The organism is Devosia sp., assembly GCF_036563435.1.
GTDB lineage: Bacteria > Pseudomonadota > Alphaproteobacteria > Rhizobiales > Devosiaceae > Devosia.
Genome location: NZ_DATCMJ010000015.1, coordinates 83,408 through 100,746, shown reverse-complemented (window position 1 = coordinate 100,746; position 17,339 = coordinate 83,408). Strand labels below are relative to the sequence as shown.

The window sequence follows — 17,339 nt, the reverse complement described above, 5'->3', positions numbered from 1 at the left end:
CACCTCCACGGTTCAAGCAGCACTACACCTCGCCCTCGTGGTGGGGTGTAGTCGCTCTTGGAGATCAACGCAGTCGTTGTGCTTGGGCCGTTTCGCCGACAGTGGATAAACCTCTGCTCCCGCGTAAATAGTTGTAGTAGCTCATGTATTGCAATGTTGACGCAATCGACAGGGCCCAAATTAGGGGTGTTCAAACAGAAAGGAACATCCAAATGAAAACCTTCTCGATCACCGCTCTCGCATCACTCGTTGTCCTAGCCGGCATGGGCGCCGCTCCTGTCTTCGCCAATGAAAGCGAGGCTTCAGATACCATCAATGGCCGCTCAAAGTTCGCCATCGAAACTGCCCTTCGCGACCAAGGCGTGGAAACCACAAGCGTCGAAGAATGGAGCGGCCTCATCCGCGCCTGGGTCCCGAACGGGCATGGCGGCACGAGCATGCTGTTCTTTGATGCCGACACCTTGCAGCCTGTGACGCCAGCGCGGAGCTGAGGCGGCCCAATGCAGGCGGCCCACGCCGCCTGCAGCCTTCGCAAGAATGGAGATATGTTGTTGAACGGCAGCTAACAGGCAGCCCTATAGTCAGTGCAAATGACCGCAAAGGGGTCGGCATCTGCCGCTTGATCCTTGCCAAAATCGTTTCCTCCCCGGCCGCTTTGGCCGAAGGAGAAATGTAATGGGTATCTCACAATACGACCCTGCTGCTGCAGGAAGACCTGCTTGGAATGCCGGCAGGCAAGTTGGCGCCAAGCGCGCATTGAAGATTAGACAAATCTGGTCAATCCGCTTCTTCCTTGACCGAGAAGGAAGGATGAGAGACCGAGCACTTTTCGATCTTGCGATCGACAGCAAACTTCGAGGCTGTGATCTTGTGAAGATCAAGATCGGCACGCTCGTGGCTGGACCTGCCATCCGCTCGCGATCGATGGTGATCCAGCAGAAGACAGGCAGACCCGTCCAATTCGAGATCACTGCTGACACAAGAGTCAGCTTGCTAGCCTGGCTCGAGCGACGCGGCGGCACAATCGATGACTTCGCCTTTCCGAGCCGGGTTATAAGCGGTGGCCACTTGAGCACCCGCCAATACGCCAGGCTGGTGGACGAGTGGGTCTCGGCCATCGGACTGACGCCTGAGGAATATGGCACCCATTCTCTGCGCCGGACCAAGGCGTCGCTCATCTACAAGGCCACAGGGAACCTGCGAGCCATCCAGATACTGCTTGGCCATAGTAAAATCGAGAACACAGTGCGGTATCTTGGCGTGGACGTCGACGACGCTCTTTCGCTGTCAGAGGCTACCGAGATCTAGGCAAGCGACTTCGCCGGCGGCCGTTTTGCACCGTCGGCGAAGCGCCCCATTGCGGTCATTCAGTGGACCTTGGCGACTCCTTAAAAGCGGACATCAGAACAAGGACACCTCACAAATTAGATTGCCAGCTGATAGGCAATCTTGCCGACACAACTACCCAGTGTGGGGATGGCGATCTGATAAGTTGCTCTCGCGGGCCACTTATTTGCCTGTTACGCGTGAGGAGAACACCGCAGAATGATTAAGGTCCTCGTCGATACCTGTGTCTGGCTCGATCTGCTGGGGGACTATCGGCTTCGACCCCGGCTGAAGGCCTTCATCCACTTGGTGCGAAGGGGCGACGTTGACCTTGTGCTGCCGCGACTTGTGGTCGACGAGTTCCACCGGAACAAGGAAAGGACGATCAAGGCGATCTCGGGAGGCCTTGCAAACCAAGTGAACGAGGCGGGCAGGTTGGCGCGGAAGTTCGCGCCTTCAGGCCGGTCGATCGAACTGTCCAATCATCTGGAGGACCTCGCCGAGCAACTGAACCGCGAAAGCGAGGCGGCGGAGCGAGAGGTGCGTGAGGTGGAGCGTCTTTTCGCTGACTTTCCCAATATCCTTACGACCGATGAGGCTCGGCTTCGCGTAAGCAAGCGCGCAGAGGCCAAGCTCGCTCCATTCCACAGGGGCAACAACAGTACGGCCGACGCGCTCATTCTTGAGGCCTTTCAAGAGGCGATTGCTTCCGATCCAGACCCTGGAAACGCCTTCGTTTTTGTCTCGTCGAACCATACCGATTTTAGCCAAATCAATGGTGACCGCCGAATACCGCATCCGGACCTTTCGGAGTATTTCCCCCAGGGACGGGCCAGCTTTGCTCTCGACCTGACTTCGGTACTGGAACTGTTCGGAACAGACCTGATCTACAGGTTCACTCCTGCGGAATTCGATGAGCCTCGGAAGAAGACAGAGGTCATGTCCATGATTGATAAACTTGAGGACATCAATCGGTACCACAACATCAAAGACCGCGAAAAACTCATCGAGGCAGGTCGGATCGTCGTCGTGGATGATGATCCAGATAGTCGTCGGAAGGTGACAGCCCCGGGGCAAATTCGCCGTTCGATGCTGGAGCGACAGCGTCGTCAACTTGAGGTTCTCGACACCAAGTTGGACGAGGATGACAAGCGCGACCTCGATGACTTCGAGCGCGGAGAGTTGTCTGGGCGCATGGCGGCGCTCGAGTGGCTCCTTGGCGGAGAGTGGGACGGCGCAAGTTACTCCCAGCCGGCGCCAGAGCCCTCCAAAGATGACGAACCAGACGACGACTAGGTGTTGCCGTCGGATCCTGGTCGGTCGCGAGTGAGCCTGGTTAGGAGGGTGGCGTTACTTAGAACGCCGCAGTCGATGGGGCGACCGCTCTGGAACATCATCGAAGGTCCGCGATTTCCTTGGTGCCGCGTGTGTAACCACTTGAGAGAACGCCTTATTTATTTGGCGGTTTCATCAATGGAACCAGCGAGAAGGATGGATATCAAAAAAGGAGGCCTGGCCCCTGAGCGATGCGCCCCATTCCAGCCGCTTCGTGTGCGTTGATAGAAGCCCAACGGACATACCTTTGGGTGTTCCACCCTCACGCAGCCAGCCGCCTTAGAAAGCTACGGCCTTCCTTGCTATCTTCAGCTATGCCAACCAAGTCGTTCAGAAGGTCCTGGTCTTGTGTCAATCGTACAAAGCTCTTTGGGTCCATGTCGGATCGTACGTAGGCATTGACCACCGCTAGCCGGAGCCGATACCCGCTATCCCACTCCTGCCACCAGTGCACCTGGGGGAATTGCCCCATCAAAAAGTCGAAAGCATCTCCCGGCAACTGCCCCATGAGGATATCGCCATGGACTCTTTCGAAGGCGATCTCGAAGCCGCGTTCGATGCCATGCCGGGGTGCCGAAAGCGCCAGTGCAAGGATATGGCCAAGTATCCAGGTCTGTTGCTTGTCAGGCACATCGACCGCACTGCTTGCCAGCGCCTGAACCCAGCGATGCGCGCCCGACTGCGGACCTAGGAAGTTTCGGGGGCCGCCTTTTGCCAGTAGCGCCCCGAGTTCACTGTAGCTCTCAACCTTGCTAACGTTCCGCTGGACAAAGTTAGGTTCAGAGATGCTATCGACTGCGGACTGCCAAGCGTTTGGCACTGTAGGGCCACGGCCTGCAAAAAAGGCTGCCATACGCGACAGGACGGCTTGGTCCACAGCGTGGGGAAACCGCGCCATAAACAAGGCGGCGGCCGAAGCATCGTCTGTCCGGATCAAACGCCCGATCAGTCGTGCAGCCAGTGCCTCCTCCGACACCATGGCCAGCATCGCATCGCGTTGCGACGATGTGATTTTCAACAAGTGCGGGTCGTCGAGAAGGTCGAGATCTTTGGCAACGAGCCGGCTGCGAAGTTGGGGATAGGAGTCAAGGCGGGCTAAAAGACCGCTTCGGTCCAGGCCATTTCGCACTTGGTCAATAAGGAGGTCAGCTTCGGGGTAGGCCTCGTTGATCGTACTCTCAACCATTCGAAGAGTCCGCTCCGGATGGCTCTTAGCCAGTTCTGCCACAGCATCAATTCGATTGCTCCCTGGCAACGGCAACGCGTCGCGCCCCTTACCCGACGCAAAGAACTCGAGAACTTCAAGATCACTAATGGCCGGTGTGGCAGCCCCGTTTACGACATCAGATTTGAGCAAGGCGCCGTCTTCAGGTGCCGGCATCGTCTCGCTGAGCATTGATAGCAATTCTGCCGCAGCGGATATGCTCGCCTCCCTCGAGCATGGAATAGACTTCGGCGAGAACACGCTCGTCTCAAGCTGCGGCGTGGCGAATGGGGCGAAAACGAAGCCGAACGGGCTATAACCCGCGAACTGCACCGCACCGGTCGCGACCAGCCAACAGACGGCATCCGCATCGATACCTCCCGCCCGCTGGCCGACGTGATCGACACGATCATCAGCCACTGCACCTGACGCGGGAGCGCGTCCCCCTCAGCGCAATCCTGTTCGCTGCCACGGCATCTGGAGCCATCCGGCCGCAGCGCGGCCGCTTGTTCGCCAGCCCATGCGCGGTTGCATCTTCCCCGCGCGCTCGACGTTCCTCCTTCAAACAGCAGGAGCTCCCGCATGAAAATTGCAGTTTTCGGCACCGGCGAAGTCGGCACGGCCATGGCCACGCGCCTCCAGTCCCTCGGCCACGATGTCGTCTTCGGCTCCCGCGAGGCTGGCCCGGACAAGGAGGGCGTTCCGGTCCTCAGCCATGCCGATGCTGCCCGACATGGCGAGTGGATCGTCAATGCCATGCATGGCGAGCACGCGATGAAAACCTTTCCCGGCCTCCCGCTCGAGGGCAAGCTCCTCATTGACCAGGGCAACTGGCAGTCGGCCATCGATGGGCCGATCACCGAAACCCTGGGCGAGAGCCTGCAGCGCCTCCTGCCCCAGACGCGCGTGGTCAAGGCCATGAACTTCGTCAGCGCCGCGCTGATGGGTCATCCCGAAAAGCTCGAGGGGAAGCATACCGTCTTTGTCGCCGGCAATGACGCGGCGGCGCGCGCCGAGGTCACGCAGCTGCTCGAAAGTATCGGCTGGCAGGACGTGCTTGACCTTGGCGATCTTTCCGCCTGCCGCGCCATGGAATCCATGGGCCCGCTCTGGATCCGCCTCAACAGCGTGCTCGATACGGTGCTCTTCGACATCCAGGTGGTCCGCAAGCCAAGCTGAGCGAATGGCGGGAGAAAAACTTATCCCCGCCTCCCAAAACGGCAGTTATCCTTCACCCATTCCCGCCACGACACGCAGTGCCGGCGAAACTTCGAGCCGGCCCGCCGGGCAGAAATGCGCCAGTGGCGCATTTCTAGGCGAGAAGGCCATGAGCGCTATGCGCGAATGGCAGGGCGGGAGACAAACTTATCCCCGCCTCGCAAAGTACAGGTTATCCTTCCCCCATTCCCGCCGCGACACGCAGTGCCGACGAAGCACTGGGCGGGAGGGCTGGCAGCCGGGGTCGCCCGGCACCTGCGTGGATGCTGACCACCGGCAGGCCGGGGACGTGAGAAGGAGAAGGGGGGATCCCCGCCCGATCGCCCAACCGGACGTTCCCTTGTGGAGCCGCTCGATGCATGCGCATGGAAAACCGGTTCGTGGGAAGCGGCTTTCGCCTCTTCAACTACTCGAAAAAGGCGGCGCAAGCCGTCGGGGCGAAAGCCGCTTCCTACCCGTGTCCCCGCAGGCGCCCGCGCCGTGCGGCCGCTGCGCCTGCGCCCGGCTCTAGCCTATTCGGCGAAGCGGAGGCTCCAGCCGCTATCTGCCTTGTCGCCCGCGCCATAGGCCACGTCCGGCACCCATTGGTAACGGCCGGCGAACCATTTGCGCGCCGCCCAGAAGTTGGACGGCTCCTGCTCGGCTGGCACGCCATGGAACAGGAAGGGCAGCGGCTGCTCCCCTGCCGCACCGCCCTGCTCCACGTCACCGTCGGGAAGGATAAAGCTATGATGTCCCACGCCCTTGGCCGTCTCTGCCCGCGTCCCATCCGGCGCCAGCGTTTCGGGATTGGCACCGAACAGGCATCCCGGCGACTTGCTCCAGCCTGCCGGGTCCATCGGGTCGGCGCCAGCCTTGAGGCGGAGGTCGGCGAGGCAATAATTGGGTCCCCAGGAGCCATTGGCGGAATAGACCACGTGCAGCTGCCCGTCCGGGTCGACGATGGGCTGTGGCCCCTCGTTGATCGTGGGCGTTTCGCCCGCCACGTTCTCCCATGGCTGGTCGGGCGAGGCGATCAGCACCCGCTGGCCCTGCGGCTGCCCCTCGGCGTCGAGCCGCACCAGGTAAAGGTCCTGCCGGACATCGGTATCCCCCGCCCAGCCGGACCAGACAAAATAGTCGACGCCGCGATAGCGGAACGGCATGCCGTCGATGGCCCATTTGTCCTCGGGCAGCGCCAGGGGGATGGCCTCGCCATAATCGGCGTCGGCCGTGCCCGAGCTGATCTTGTACATCCGGTGCGCACTGCCGCGCCCGGCGGCGAAATGGATCTCGTAGCGCCCGTCGCGGAAAACGATCTCCGGCGCCCAGACCTCGCCCAGCTTGTCCCGGTCCGACCAGACGCGCACCTTCTTGGCCTTGGCGAGGCCCGCAAGGTCCGGTGCGAGGCGCACGACCAGCGAATGGCCGCCCAGCGACTCCACCGCCACGAGCCCATCCGCCGTCCGGATGACGCTCGGATCGGCCGCAATGATGCCGGTATCGCCCCGCAGCTCGCCGTCATCCTGCGCCAAGGCTATCGGCACGACCATGCCCAGCAGCAGCGAGGCGGCGAGAAGGGTTGGGATCATGGAACTCATGGGGTCTCTCCTATGGGAAATCCGTGCGGCTGGCGTCAGGCAGCCTGGCTGCGTCTGGTCATCAGCCGTGCCTGGATGATCACCACAACGAGGAGGAAAGCCCCGCGGATCACCGACTGCCAATAGGCCGAGAGCGAAATCCAGCCCATGCCGTTTTCGAAGTTGAGGACGTTGAAGAGGATGCCAAGGAGCAGCACGCCGGCCAGCGTCGTTCCCACCGACCCGACGCCCCCGGTCAGCAGCGTCCCGCCCACCACGACCGAGGCAATGGCAAAAAGCTCCCACCCCACCCCCTCGATCGGCTGCCCGGCCCCGAACTGCGCCGCCAGGATCACCCCCGCCAGCCCCGCCAGCCCGCCGCTCGCCGTATAGGTCAGGAACTTGATCCGATCCGTCCGCAATCCCATGAGGCGGGACGCTTCCTCGTTGCCGCCAATGGCCAGAACGGTGCGGCCGGTGCTGGTGAAGTTGAGGATCAGCGAGCCGAAGAGGTAAGCCACAGCCGCGATCACCGCAGGCACGGGGAAGATCCAGAGATTGCCCTGCCCCAGATTGGTGAAGCCGCTTTCATAGGAGACGGAAACGGACTGGTTGTTGGCCATCAGCAGCGCCGAACCGCTGGCGGCCAGCATGGTGGCAAGGGTGGCAATGAACGGCATGATGTTGAGCCGCGTCACCAGCGTGCCGTTGAGGATGCCCACCAGGAGCCCGATGCCGACACCGGCAGCCGCGCCTTGCAATATCCCATAGGGGCTAGCCAAGGCCGCGGCCACGCTCCCCAGCGCCGCAGTCGACCCGACGGACAGATCGATGCCGCCGGTCATGATGACGAAGCACATGCCGAGCGCCACCAGCGCGAACATGGAATTGTAGCGCAGCACGCTCATGACGTTAAACAGGCCGAGGAAGTTCTCGTAGCGCCACCAGCCGAAGGCGATCAGCGCCACGAGGGCAAGCACCACGCCATAGGTGCCGATGAGGATGCGCGGGTCGGCCTTACGTTTCATCGCACCCTCCCCTGTTGCTGCAGCCAGACCGCCACGATGATGATGGCAGCCTTCACCACCAGGGCGGCGGCATCGGGCACCCCATTGGCCAGCAGCGTATAGCGCACCAACTGGATGGTCAGCGCTCCGATCAGCGTACCGACGATGGTGGCCTTGCCCCCCGTCAGCAGCGTCCCCCCCACCGCCACCGCCGCAATGGCATCGAGCTCCATGCCCATGCCCACGAGATTGGCGTCGCTGGCCGAATTGATGGCGATAACAATGAGGCCAGCAATGCCGGCGCAGAAGCCGCTGATGGCATAAACCGCGAGCTTGACGCCGTTTACCGGAACGCCGGCCAGTTCCGCCGCCCGTTCATTGCCGCCGGTCGCCAGGATGCTGCGGCCGAACACGGTGCGGCGCAGCATCCAGGCGGCAAGGAGAACGATGACGGCCATGATGATGACCTGCGCCGGAATACCGAATGGCCGGCCGAGCCCGATCCACTGAAACTCGGGCAGCCGGAAAACCTGCAGGTTGCCATTGGTCAGCACCTGCGCAATGCCGCGACCGGCGATAAACAACACCAGCGTCGCCACGATTGGCTGGATGCGGAAATAGGCCACGAGCCAGCCGTTGAAGAGGCCCAGCAGTGTCGCGACCAGAACGGCCGCAACCATAGCCGCCGTGACCGAGACGGCGATGTTGCTGACCGGCATGATGGTGCCAAGGAAGATCATCGGCGCCAGCGCACCAGATATAGCCATGATGGAGCCGACTGAAAGGTCGATGCCGCCGGTGCCGATCACGAGGGTCATGCCGACCGCGACGATGACGATGGTGCAGACCTGGGTCAGGTTGACGTTGAGCGTCTGCAGCGTGGTGAAGTTGCGGGTGAAGAGGAGGTTGAACAGGATCAGCAGCAGGAGCGCAATCAGCGTGCCGTAGCGCGACAGAAAGGCGAAGGGATCGAAATGGCTGCGGCTGCGCGCCGGCGTCTGGGACAGGGATTGCGTCACATTCCCACCTCTTCGGTTTGGGTAGAGTGGCCATGCGCCATCGCCTGGAGCACGCGATCTTCGGTGATCGCTTCGCCCTCGAGTTCGGCCACGGTGCGGCCCTCGCGCAGGACAAAAACCCGATCGGCGCCTTCTACGACCTCCTCGAGCTCGGAAGAAATCATGAGAACGGCCAGGCCCTGATCGGCCAGTTCGCGGATCAGCCGCTGAATCTCACCCTTGGCGCCGACATCGATACCGCGGGTGGGTTCGTCGAGAATCAGGAGCTTGGGATTGGTGGCAAGCCAACGCGCCAGCAGCACCTTCTGCTGGTTACCGCCCGAAAGCTCGCGAATGCGCTGGTTGGGACCGGAGCACTTGATGCCCAGCTGCCTGATGAAGCGCTCCACCAGTTCGCGTTGCCGTGCTTCCGAGACGACTCCGTTTCGGCTGATGCGCGGCAGGAGGGCCAGCGTCATGTTCTCGGCCACGCTGAGTTCAGGAACGATGCCCTCGAGCTTGCGGTCTTCCGTGACAAAACCGAGCCCGGCGCGAATGGCCTCCTTTGGCTTTTGCGGCGCAAAGGTTTCGCCATCGATCTTCATCGTGCCACTGCGGGCGCGGTCGACGCCGAAGATCAGGCGGGCGGTTTCAGTGCGGCCGGCGCCGAGCAGGCCGGCGAAGCCGACGATTTCGCCACGGGCGACATCGAAGCTCACATCCTGCACCGCCTGTCGCGCCGCCAGACTGCTGGCCGAAAGAACGGTCGCTCCAGCTTCGCGCCGGCCTTCAGTGAAGGCCGTGGCATGACCTTGGGCCTTGCTGATGTCGCGCCCAAGCATGGCCGAGACGAGATCGAGCTTGTCGATCTCGCTTATGGCCGCGCTGCGCACGGTCTTGCCGTCGCGCATGATGGTGACGCGGTCGCAGACTTCATAGAGCTCGTCGAGCTTGTGACTGACAAAGATCACGGAAACGCCGCCCGCCTTGAGCTTGCGGATCACCTTGAACAGCATGGCCACCTCGCCTTCATCGAGCGATGAGGTCGGCTCATCCATGATGACCAGCCGGGCAGCGAAGCCGATGGCACGGGCAATGGCCACCATCTGCTGGGTAGCGGTGTTGAAGTCCATGAGCGGCCGCCGGACGTCGAGATCGATGCCGAAGGTCTGAAGGAGGCGCTCGGCTTCTGCATGCATGGAATCCCAGTCGAGCAGACCGAAGCGGCGTGCTTCGCGACCCAGGCAGATGTTCTCGGTGACCGAACGGAAGGGAACGAGGTTTATTTCCTGGTAGATGGTACTGATGCCGCTTGCCTGCGCCTGATGCGGCGAACCAACCTCGAAGGGTTGACCGGCAAACAGTACCTCGCCGCCATCGCGGCGGTGATAACCCGTCAACACCTTGATCATGGTGGACTTGCCGGCGCCGTTCTGCCCGATCAGGGCATGCACTTCGCCCGGCGCGATCTCCAGCGAGGCGCTGGAGAGTGCCGGAATACCGGCAAAGCGCTTTTCGATGCCGCGCATCGAGAGCAGCAAACCCTCTGCCATGCTCTGGTCTCCAGAAAGAAGCGGCACCCACTCGAAAGCGGGTGCCGGGACTATGTCAGTAGGCCGTGTCGAGCAGCTCGGCGGCGTTCTCGGGCGTGTACATCTCATCGGGATTGATGATCACGGCCGGGATTTCTTCGCCATTGGCATAGGCAACAGCGGTGTCGAAGGCCTTCGGCCCGAAGCGTGGATTGCACTCCACCACCGCCTCGATCTTGCCGTCCACCACGAGCTGCACGGCCTCCTTGCCGCCGTCGATCGAGAACACCAGGCAATCGTCGCGGCCGGCGGTTCGTCCCGCTGCCTCGAGCGCGGCGATGGCGCCGATCGCCATTTCGTCGTTGTGAGCATAGATGACATTGGCGTCCGGATGCGCCTGCAGCAGCGTTTCGGCCACCTGGCGGCCCTTGTCGCGGGCAAAGTCGCCCGACTGCGAGGCGACGATCTGGTAATCGGAATGTTGAGCTATGACGTCGTCGAAGCCCTTCTTGCGGTCATTGGCCGGTGACGAACCGGTCGTACCTTCAAGCTCGATGATGATCTTCTTGTCGAGCCCGAGCCCCACCAGGTATTCGGCGACGCGCTGGCCTTCCTCAACGAAGTTCGAGCCGATAAAGGTCACGTAGTCCTCGCCGGGCTTGGCCAGGCTCTGGTCGACATTGCGGTCGAGCAGGATCACCGGGATGCCGGCGCCTTTGGCAGCCATGATGGCCGGGATCAGCGGCTTTTCTTCGCGCGGGGCGAGGAAGATCAGGTCGACGCCCTGGGCGATCATTGAGTTGACGTCGGCCACCTGCTTGGCGGCGGAACCGGCGGCATCGGTATAGACCAGCTGCCAGCCGCGGGCCGCGGCCTCGTCCTGCATCGACTTGGTCTGCGCCAGGCGCCAGGGATTGTTGCTCTCGGTCTGGGCAAAGCCGACCTTGTAGGTATCTTTCTTTTCGAGTGGTGGTGCAGCAGCAAAGGCGCGCTGAGCCAGCAAGGCGGCAGCGGCGCTGGCGGCCGAGCTGATCAGCAGACTACGGCGGGTAATCGGCATAGTAGTTCCTCCCTCTAAATCTCGCAGTTCCTGCGAGCGTGTGGCTTGTGCCACTGACAGCGATAGTTGGTGAAAATCCATGTTTGGGTCAAAAGACCAAACTGCTGGGCAACAACGATAACGTCACAATGTACGCACTGCATTTGCGGGCCTGTCAGCACCTCCCTATCGTTCCAAGCTGATCGAAGTCCTGGGCTCTTCCTCCTTTGCTAGTTCACGGCAAAACCTGCATCGACCGGCAAGGCGATGCCATTGATCATGGCGGCGCCGTCGCTCAGCAGAAACAAGATGGCGGAAGCCACTTCCTCGGGCTGCACGAAGCGACCCAGCGGCATGCGCCGCAGCATGGGATCGGCCTTGGCCGGATCGCTCCACGCCTTGACCGCCATCGGCGTCAGCGTGATCGCTGGATTGACGCAGTTGACGCGGATGCCGTGACGGCCAAGTTCATTGGCCATGACCCTGCTCATGGCATCCAGTGCACCCTTGCTGGCGCAATAGCTGCTGTGATCAGCCCAGCCCATCCAGGCCGCATTGCTGGATACGTTCACAATCGCACCGCCGAGCCCTCGCCCGATGCGATCGCGGGCATATTCCTGCGCCAGGATCATCGGCGCGCGCGTATTGACCGCAAGCAGTGCGTCGAGACTCTCCACGGAGGCGTCGAGAAAGGGCTCAAGGATGGTGGTGCCGGCATTGTTGACGAGATAGTCGCACGGCATGCCGGCTTTGGCTGCGGCCAGGCTAGCGTCCACGTCGGCAAGGTCGACGACGACGGGCCGGCAGTGGATCTCTTCGCTCAGGCTATCGAGGTCGCTCCTGGTTCGGCTGAACGCGATGACCTCGGCGCCCTGCTCTGCAGCCATGATCGCTGTCGCGCGGCCAATGCCCTTGCCCGCGCCGGTGATGAGGATGGTCTTGCCCTCAAGCGACATGGTGAACCCGCTCCGCCATCTGCTCACCGATGATGAATTGCGCGCAGCGGTCCCCAAGCATCATGGCCGGGGCCGCAGTATTACCGGCATTGATGGTGGGGCAAACCGACATGTCGGCGACCCGGAGGTTTCCGATCCCGCGCACCTGCATCTGCGCATCGAGCACGGCAAGCGGGTCGCCGTCGGGACCCATTCGGCAGGTGCCGGCGGGATGGTAGTTGGTCTTGACCATGCGCTTGCAATGGGTGGCCAACGCCTCGTCGCTGAGATCGGCTGGATCGGGCCGCAGGATCTTGTCGACGCGCTTGCCCAGGGGGCCTTCCTGAAAGGCACGCAGAAAGAAGCGTTGCCCGGCGATCATCGTCGCCATGTCATCCGGGTGCTTGAGCAGGTGCGGCGAGACGATGGGCATGTCGGCCGGATTGGCCGAGCGCAGCTTCACAAAGCCGCGCGACTTCGGCTTGGTCACCACGGTCGTGACGGTGACGCCATGGGTTGGATCGATCAGCTTGAGCAGATCGCGGTCCAGATAGACAAAGGGCACGCAGAAGGCCTGGATGCTCGGCTCGGCCTCAGGGTCAAGCGGGTTGACGAAGGCGCCCGCTTCGACGCCGGCAGAGGTCACCATGCCGGTGCCAAAGACCTTGAACTGCAGCCCGTGCATGATCATGCGCCAGCCATCGGTATGGCCGAAATAGCCATAGGGACCGCTGAAATGGGCAAGGATCGGCACTTCCGGGTGATCGATCAGATTCTGCCCGACGGCGGGTGAGTCTAGGACGACATCGATGCCATGCCGTCGCAGCTCATCGGCTGGACCTATGCCGGACAGCATCAGCACCTTGGGGGTGACCAAAGCTCCCGAACAAACAATAACCTCCCCATCGGAATGCGCGGTATGCTGGCCCGTGCCGTCGCTATAGACGACACCTGTCGCCTGCTCCCGCTCAATCAGGATGCGTTCGACTGTGGCGTTGAGCTTCACCGTCAGCCGCGGGTTCTTGCGCAGCGGCTCGATGAAGGCATAGGCGGCGCTGGAGCGCTTACCGCGCCGGTTCATGAATTGGTAGAAGCCCACGCCGGTCTGACGCGGGCCATTGAAATCGGGATTGAAGTGCACGCCCAGGCTCTGCATGCTCTGGACGAACCAGCGTGACACGTCGTCGATATGACCGGGGTCGGAGACAAGGAGCGGGCCGCTGTCATTATGCCGCTCGTCAAAGAAGCGGTTATTGCCTTCCATGCCGCGGAAGTGGGGTAGCACATGATCCCAATCCCAGCGGATACCGGCATTGTTGCCGCGCAGGAGCTCGTCCCAGGAGTCGTAGTCTGAGGGCCGGCCGCGCATATAGACCTGCGCATTGACCGAAGTGCCGCCGCCCAGGACATTGCCCTGGCTAATCTCATGCACACGGCCGTCCAGATGTTCCTGAGGCGTGGTGGCATGATAGCGCATGAACTTGCTGCCGTTGATCATCTTGAAGATGCCGGGCGGCATGTCGAGCAGCGGGTGGTGATGCGAATGCCCCGCTTCGAGCAGCAGCACGCGCCGACCGGCCTCGACCAGTCGCGCAGCAACGACGCAGCCGGAAGCGCCGCCGCCAACAACGATATGATCGTAGTTCTCTGCCAAAAGCTTCGTCCTCCCTGCCGGTCCTCCCTCTTGTGGGGCTTAGACCGGCTCGAATGTTCCCCGCACATATTCCCAGGCCGCCGCCAGGTGGCCGTTGAGTGCGCGCTCCGCTCCATCCGGATCGCGCTCGGCAATGGCCTGGTAGATGGCCCGGTGACTGAGATAGTTGACCCGGTTGCGCTCCGGCGACCGGGGCATCCGCTGCCAGTGCGGCTGCAGCCAGCCGGTAAAGGCACGCTGGATCGCCGGCATCACCGGGTTGCGCGGCAACTCGTAGAACATGGCGTGAAATGCAATATCGGTGACGTAGAACGCGGCAGAATTCCCGATGGCGGCTTCGTTGGCCTCAAGCGCCTGGCGCAGCAGGGCCAGGTCGTCCTTGCGGGCGTGCAGGGCCGCGTGCCGCACCAACGCCGCTTCGAGGAACACGCGCGTGTCGTAGATGTTCTTGACCGTCCCGGCCTGCCCCATGAGCTGGTTGACGATGCCGCCCAGCGCCGAAAGGGCTGCGTCATACCCTGGCCGGCGCACCACGGGGCGGAAGCGTGGCCGCGCTTCCACAAGGCCGCGCCCGGCCAATCGTGCCACAGCCTCGCGGGCGACGGTGCGGCTGATGTTGAACTGCGCCATGAGCTCACGCTCGGCAGGCAGGAAAGCCCCATCAGGCAACTGGCCCGAACCGATCTGCGCCTCCAGCTCGGCAACGATGGCGTCAGCGGCCCTGTTGGGCGCGGCAGCAGCTTTGCGATCCATCAGCTTGGTGTCATCGAACACGGCAGGGTCCTCTCCCTGCTACCCTCAACCAGGATCGCACCAGAAGGCAAGTACAAATCTTTATGGTCGGACCAAAATGCAGTTTTGCCGCGATTGGCTTGACTTCGACGCCTATGCTTGGAAGTTTGGTCCGATCATCTAACTGGTGGCGAGGCGTGAACCATGCTCGAAAACATGCTGTCTGAGCTGACAGGCGCAGGACGGTTTCGCGGCCAGATGTTTATCGGCGGCCGCTGGACCACTGGTTCGGCGACCGGCACGTTCGAGGTGGAGAACCCGGCTACCGAAGCCATTATTGGTACAATCCCTGAGGGCACGGCAGACGATGCTGCCGAGTCGCTCGAAGCGGCGCGACAGGCGCAACCCGCCTGGGCCGCCTTGCCGCCTTTCGAGCGGGCCAGGCTGATCTTCGCCCTCGCCGATGCCGTCAAAGCCAATGACGGCACGCTTGCCCGCATCGTCGTTGCCGAGCAGGGTAAGCCGCTGAACCAGGCCATGGGCGAGATCGGCGCCACCGAGACCTTCCTTCGCTTTGCTGCCGAAAGCGCGCGGCGCATCGAAGGCGACATCTTTCCTTCCGACGCTCCAGACGAGGAAGTGTGGATCCGCCGCGTGCCGCATGGTGTGGTCGTTGGCCTGACGGCGTGGAACTTCCCGGCGGCATTGGCCACGCGCAAACTCGGACCGGCGCTGGTGGCGGGCAACACATTCGTGCTTAAGGCTCATGAGTTTACGCCGTTTTCGGGCATCGCCCTGGCCATGCTGGCGGAGCGTGTGGGCTTTCCGCCCGGCGTCTTCAACGTCGTCACCGGCGCCGGACGCACGGTGGGCGAAGCTCTGGTCACCAGCCCGCATTCGGACCTGATTACCATGACCGGCAGCACGCGGGCCGGTAAGGAAATCTACCGGGCGGGCGCGGACCGCATCAAGGTGCTGCGGCTCGAACTGGGCGGCAAGGCGCCCTTCATCGTCATGGAAGACGCAGATATAGACGCCGCTGTGGAAAGCGCGGTGGCGGCGCGCTTCAGCAATTGCGGGCAGATCTGCACCTGCAATGAGCGCATGTATCTCCACGAAAAGATTGCCGACGAGTTCCTCGACAAGCTGGTGGCGCGAACCCAGCGGCTGCGCATCGGCAATCCGCTCGATGATCCAGATCTCGGACCCAAGATCAGTCGCCAGGAGCGCGACAAGGTCGAGGCGATCGTCGCCGAAACTGTCGCAGCGGGTGCCGAAGCGCTGCTGCGCGGCGGCCCGCTCCAGCACGGCGACCTTGCTAGGGGGCACTGGTATTCGCCGACCATCCTCCGCGTCCGCGACAACACCGCGCCGGCCATGCGGCAGGAAATTTTTGGGCCTGTCATTCCCGCCATGACGGTGAGCGACTTCCAGGAAGCGCTGACCCTGGCCAATGACAGCGACTATGGCCTCTCAGCCTATGTCTATTCGCAAAACCTCCGGCGGTTGATGCGCAGCGCGGCCGCCCTCAACTTTGGAGAGATCTACTGCAATCGGACGAGCGGCGAATTGGTGCAGGGCTTCCATACCGGCTGGGGCCAGTCGGGCCTTGGCGGCGAAGACGGCAAGTATGGTCTCGACGGCTATTTCCGCAAGAAGACCATGTATGTGAACTGGTCGTGAGGCAAAGGTGATCGACACAAGGATCGAAACCATCGAGGCGCAGCTGTTCCGCGTGCCGCTGCCCAAGGTCATGGTGGATGCCAAGCATGGCGCCCATACCCATTTCGAGTTGGTGACCGTCACCATCCGCACCGCCGACGGGCTTGAAGGCACCGGTTACACCTACACCGGCGGCAAGGGCGGGCACGCGATCCTTGCAACGGTGCAGCACGATCTGGTGCCGTTTCTCCAGGGCCGCGACGCCCGGGACATCGACGAAATCTATGACGGCATGTGGTGGCACATCCACTATGTCGGCCGCGGCGGCATCACCAGCTTTGCCATGTCCGCCATCGACATCGCCCTCTGGGACCTCAAGGGCAAGCACGAGGGGCAGCCGCTCTGGCGCATGGCGGGCGGTGCCGGCGACACAGCCAAGGTCTATCGCGGCGGCATCGACCTCAACTACACGCTGGACGAACTGCTCGCCAGCATCGAGGGCTACCTTGCCGCTGGCTTCACCGCGATCAAGATAAAGGTCGGGCGGGACAACCTCGCCGAAGACGTCGAGCGCGTCCAGGCCGTGCGCCAGCTCATCGGCCCCGACACGCCATTCATGGTCGATGCCAACTATGCCCTCGACGTGCCCCGCGCCATCGCCATGGCCGAGGCCTTCAAGCCCTTCAATCTCTTATGGTTCGAAGAGCCGACCATTCCCGATGACTATGCCGGCTATGCCCGCATCGCCGATGCCACCGGCATGCCGCTGGCCATGGGCGAAAATCTCCACACTATACACGAGTTCGAATACGCCTTCGCGCAGTCCAGGCTCTCGTTCATCCAGCCCGATGCCAGCAATTGCGGCGGCATCACCGGCTTCCTGCGCGTCGCTGAACTGTCGCGCCAGGCCGGCATTCCGGTTTGCAGCCATGGCATGCAGGAACTCCATGTGAGCCTCGTCGCCGCCCAGCGCAATGCCGGATGGGTGGAGGCTCACAGTTTCGATATCGACACCTATACGACCGCGCCGCTTCGCCTCAGCAACGGGCTGGCCGTGGCACCCGACACGCCCGGCACCGGCGTCGAATTAGACTGGAACAAACTCGAGCGCGCCAAGCTGGGCCCGGAGCCACGCTAA

Annotated in this window: 15 protein-coding genes; 6 read left to right on the top strand and 9 right to left on the bottom strand. The window is 62.4% G+C overall.

What is annotated here, in order from left to right; all coding sequences use genetic code 11:
• Nucleotides 1-212: 212 nt before the first annotated feature.
• The 3 genes from VIL88_RS11355 (at nt 213) to VIL88_RS11345 (ending at nt 2,622) form a co-directional block, all read left to right on the top strand.
• Complete coding sequence (locus VIL88_RS11355; protein ID WP_331988853.1) at nt 213-491, top strand: hypothetical protein; 279 nt, start codon at nt 213-215, stop codon at nt 489-491.
• A 184-nt stretch (nt 492-675) separates the two neighbouring features.
• Nucleotides 676-1,308 (top strand): tyrosine-type recombinase/integrase, encoded by a 633-nt coding sequence (locus VIL88_RS11350; protein WP_331988851.1) that lies wholly within the window; start codon nt 676-678, stop codon nt 1,306-1,308.
• Nucleotides 1,309-1,545: 237 nt separating this feature from the next.
• A complete protein-coding gene (locus tag VIL88_RS11345) occupies nt 1,546-2,622 on the top strand; it encodes a PIN domain-containing protein (RefSeq protein ID WP_331988849.1) in 1,077 nt (358 codons plus the stop codon).
• Nucleotides 2,623-2,923: 301 nt separating this feature from the next.
• On the opposite strand, the gene VIL88_RS11340 is transcribed toward VIL88_RS11345, so the two are convergent.
• Nucleotides 2,924-4,285 (bottom strand): hypothetical protein, encoded by a 1,362-nt coding sequence (locus VIL88_RS11340; RefSeq protein WP_331988847.1) that lies wholly within the window; start codon nt 4,283-4,285, stop codon nt 2,924-2,926.
• Between the two features lie 162 nt (nt 4,286-4,447).
• On the opposite strand from VIL88_RS11340, the gene VIL88_RS11335 reads away from it, so the two are divergent.
• A complete protein-coding gene (locus tag VIL88_RS11335; protein ID WP_331988845.1) occupies nt 4,448-5,044 on the top strand; it encodes an NADPH-dependent F420 reductase in 597 nt (198 codons plus the stop codon).
• 551 nt (nt 5,045-5,595) lie between these two features.
• Here the strand turns inward: VIL88_RS11335 and VIL88_RS11330 are convergent.
• The 8 genes from VIL88_RS11330 to VIL88_RS11295 form a co-directional block, all read right to left on the bottom strand.
• Nucleotides 5,596-6,663 carry a glycoside hydrolase family 43 protein gene (locus VIL88_RS11330; protein ID WP_331988843.1) on the bottom strand — a complete coding sequence of 356 codons (1,068 nt, stop codon included), beginning with the start codon at nt 6,661-6,663 and terminating at the stop codon, nt 5,596-5,598.
• 35 nt (nt 6,664-6,698) lie between these two features.
• On the bottom strand, nt 6,699-7,670 hold the full coding sequence (locus tag VIL88_RS11325) for an ABC transporter permease (RefSeq protein ID WP_331988841.1): 972 nt from the start codon (nt 7,668-7,670) through the stop codon (nt 6,699-6,701).
• Nucleotides 7,667-8,668: an ABC transporter permease gene (locus tag VIL88_RS11320; RefSeq protein ID WP_414650133.1), complete on the bottom strand. Its 1,002-nt coding sequence runs from the start codon at nt 8,666-8,668 to the stop codon at nt 7,667-7,669. The genes VIL88_RS11325 and VIL88_RS11320 overlap by 4 nt, the downstream gene beginning before the upstream one ends.
• Nucleotides 8,665-10,200 carry a sugar ABC transporter ATP-binding protein gene (locus VIL88_RS11315; protein ID WP_331988839.1) on the bottom strand — a complete coding sequence of 512 codons (1,536 nt, stop codon included), beginning with the start codon at nt 10,198-10,200 and terminating at the stop codon, nt 8,665-8,667. The genes VIL88_RS11320 and VIL88_RS11315 overlap by 4 nt, the downstream gene beginning before the upstream one ends.
• 55 nt (nt 10,201-10,255) lie before the next feature.
• Nucleotides 10,256-11,239, bottom strand: coding sequence for an ABC transporter substrate-binding protein (locus VIL88_RS11310; protein ID WP_331988837.1), 984 nt, complete (start codon nt 11,237-11,239; stop codon nt 10,256-10,258).
• A 209-nt stretch (nt 11,240-11,448) separates the two neighbouring features.
• The gene (locus VIL88_RS11305; RefSeq protein ID WP_331988835.1) at nt 11,449-12,174 is read right to left on the bottom strand and encodes an SDR family oxidoreductase; all 726 of its coding nucleotides are present in this window, start codon (nt 12,172-12,174) and stop codon (nt 11,449-11,451) included.
• Complete coding sequence (locus VIL88_RS11300) at nt 12,164-13,807, bottom strand: GMC family oxidoreductase (RefSeq protein ID WP_331988833.1); 1,644 nt, start codon at nt 13,805-13,807, stop codon at nt 12,164-12,166. The genes VIL88_RS11305 and VIL88_RS11300 overlap by 11 nt, the downstream gene beginning before the upstream one ends.
• Nucleotides 13,808-13,846: 39 nt before the next feature.
• Nucleotides 13,847-14,581, bottom strand: coding sequence for an FCD domain-containing protein (locus VIL88_RS11295; RefSeq protein WP_331988831.1), 735 nt, complete (start codon nt 14,579-14,581; stop codon nt 13,847-13,849).
• A 162-nt stretch (nt 14,582-14,743) separates the two neighbouring features.
• On the opposite strand from VIL88_RS11295, the gene VIL88_RS11290 reads away from it, so the two are divergent.
• Together VIL88_RS11290 and VIL88_RS11285 are read left to right on the top strand one after the other, a co-directional pair.
• Nucleotides 14,744-16,222 carry an aldehyde dehydrogenase family protein gene (locus VIL88_RS11290; protein WP_331988829.1) on the top strand — a complete coding sequence of 493 codons (1,479 nt, stop codon included), beginning with the start codon at nt 14,744-14,746 and terminating at the stop codon, nt 16,220-16,222.
• A gap of 7 nt (nt 16,223-16,229) precedes the next feature.
• A complete protein-coding gene (locus VIL88_RS11285) occupies nt 16,230-17,339 on the top strand; it encodes a mandelate racemase/muconate lactonizing enzyme family protein (protein WP_331988827.1) in 1,110 nt (369 codons plus the stop codon).

Coding starts and splice junctions, on each gene's coding strand:
- VIL88_RS11355 (WP_331988853.1), top strand. CDS start 213: ATGAAAACCTTCTCGATCACCGCTCTCGCATCACTCGTTGTCCTAGCC.
- VIL88_RS11350 (WP_331988851.1), top strand. CDS start 676: ATGGGTATCTCACAATACGACCCTGCTGCTGCAGGAAGACCTGCTTGG.
- VIL88_RS11345 (WP_331988849.1), top strand. CDS start 1,546: ATGATTAAGGTCCTCGTCGATACCTGTGTCTGGCTCGATCTGCTGGGG.
- VIL88_RS11335 (WP_331988845.1), top strand. CDS start 4,448: ATGAAAATTGCAGTTTTCGGCACCGGCGAAGTCGGCACGGCCATGGCC.
- VIL88_RS11330 (WP_331988843.1), bottom strand. CDS start 6,663: ATGAGTTCCATGATCCCAACCCTTCTCGCCGCCTCGCTGCTGCTGGGC.
- VIL88_RS11325 (WP_331988841.1), bottom strand. CDS start 7,670: ATGAAACGTAAGGCCGACCCGCGCATCCTCATCGGCACCTATGGCGTG.
- VIL88_RS11315 (WP_331988839.1), bottom strand. CDS start 10,200: ATGGCAGAGGGTTTGCTGCTCTCGATGCGCGGCATCGAAAAGCGCTTT.
- VIL88_RS11310 (WP_331988837.1), bottom strand. CDS start 11,239: ATGCCGATTACCCGCCGTAGTCTGCTGATCAGCTCGGCCGCCAGCGCC.
- VIL88_RS11305 (WP_331988835.1), bottom strand. CDS start 12,174: ATGTCGCTTGAGGGCAAGACCATCCTCATCACCGGCGCGGGCAAGGGC.
- VIL88_RS11290 (WP_331988829.1), top strand. CDS start 14,744: ATGCTCGAAAACATGCTGTCTGAGCTGACAGGCGCAGGACGGTTTCGC.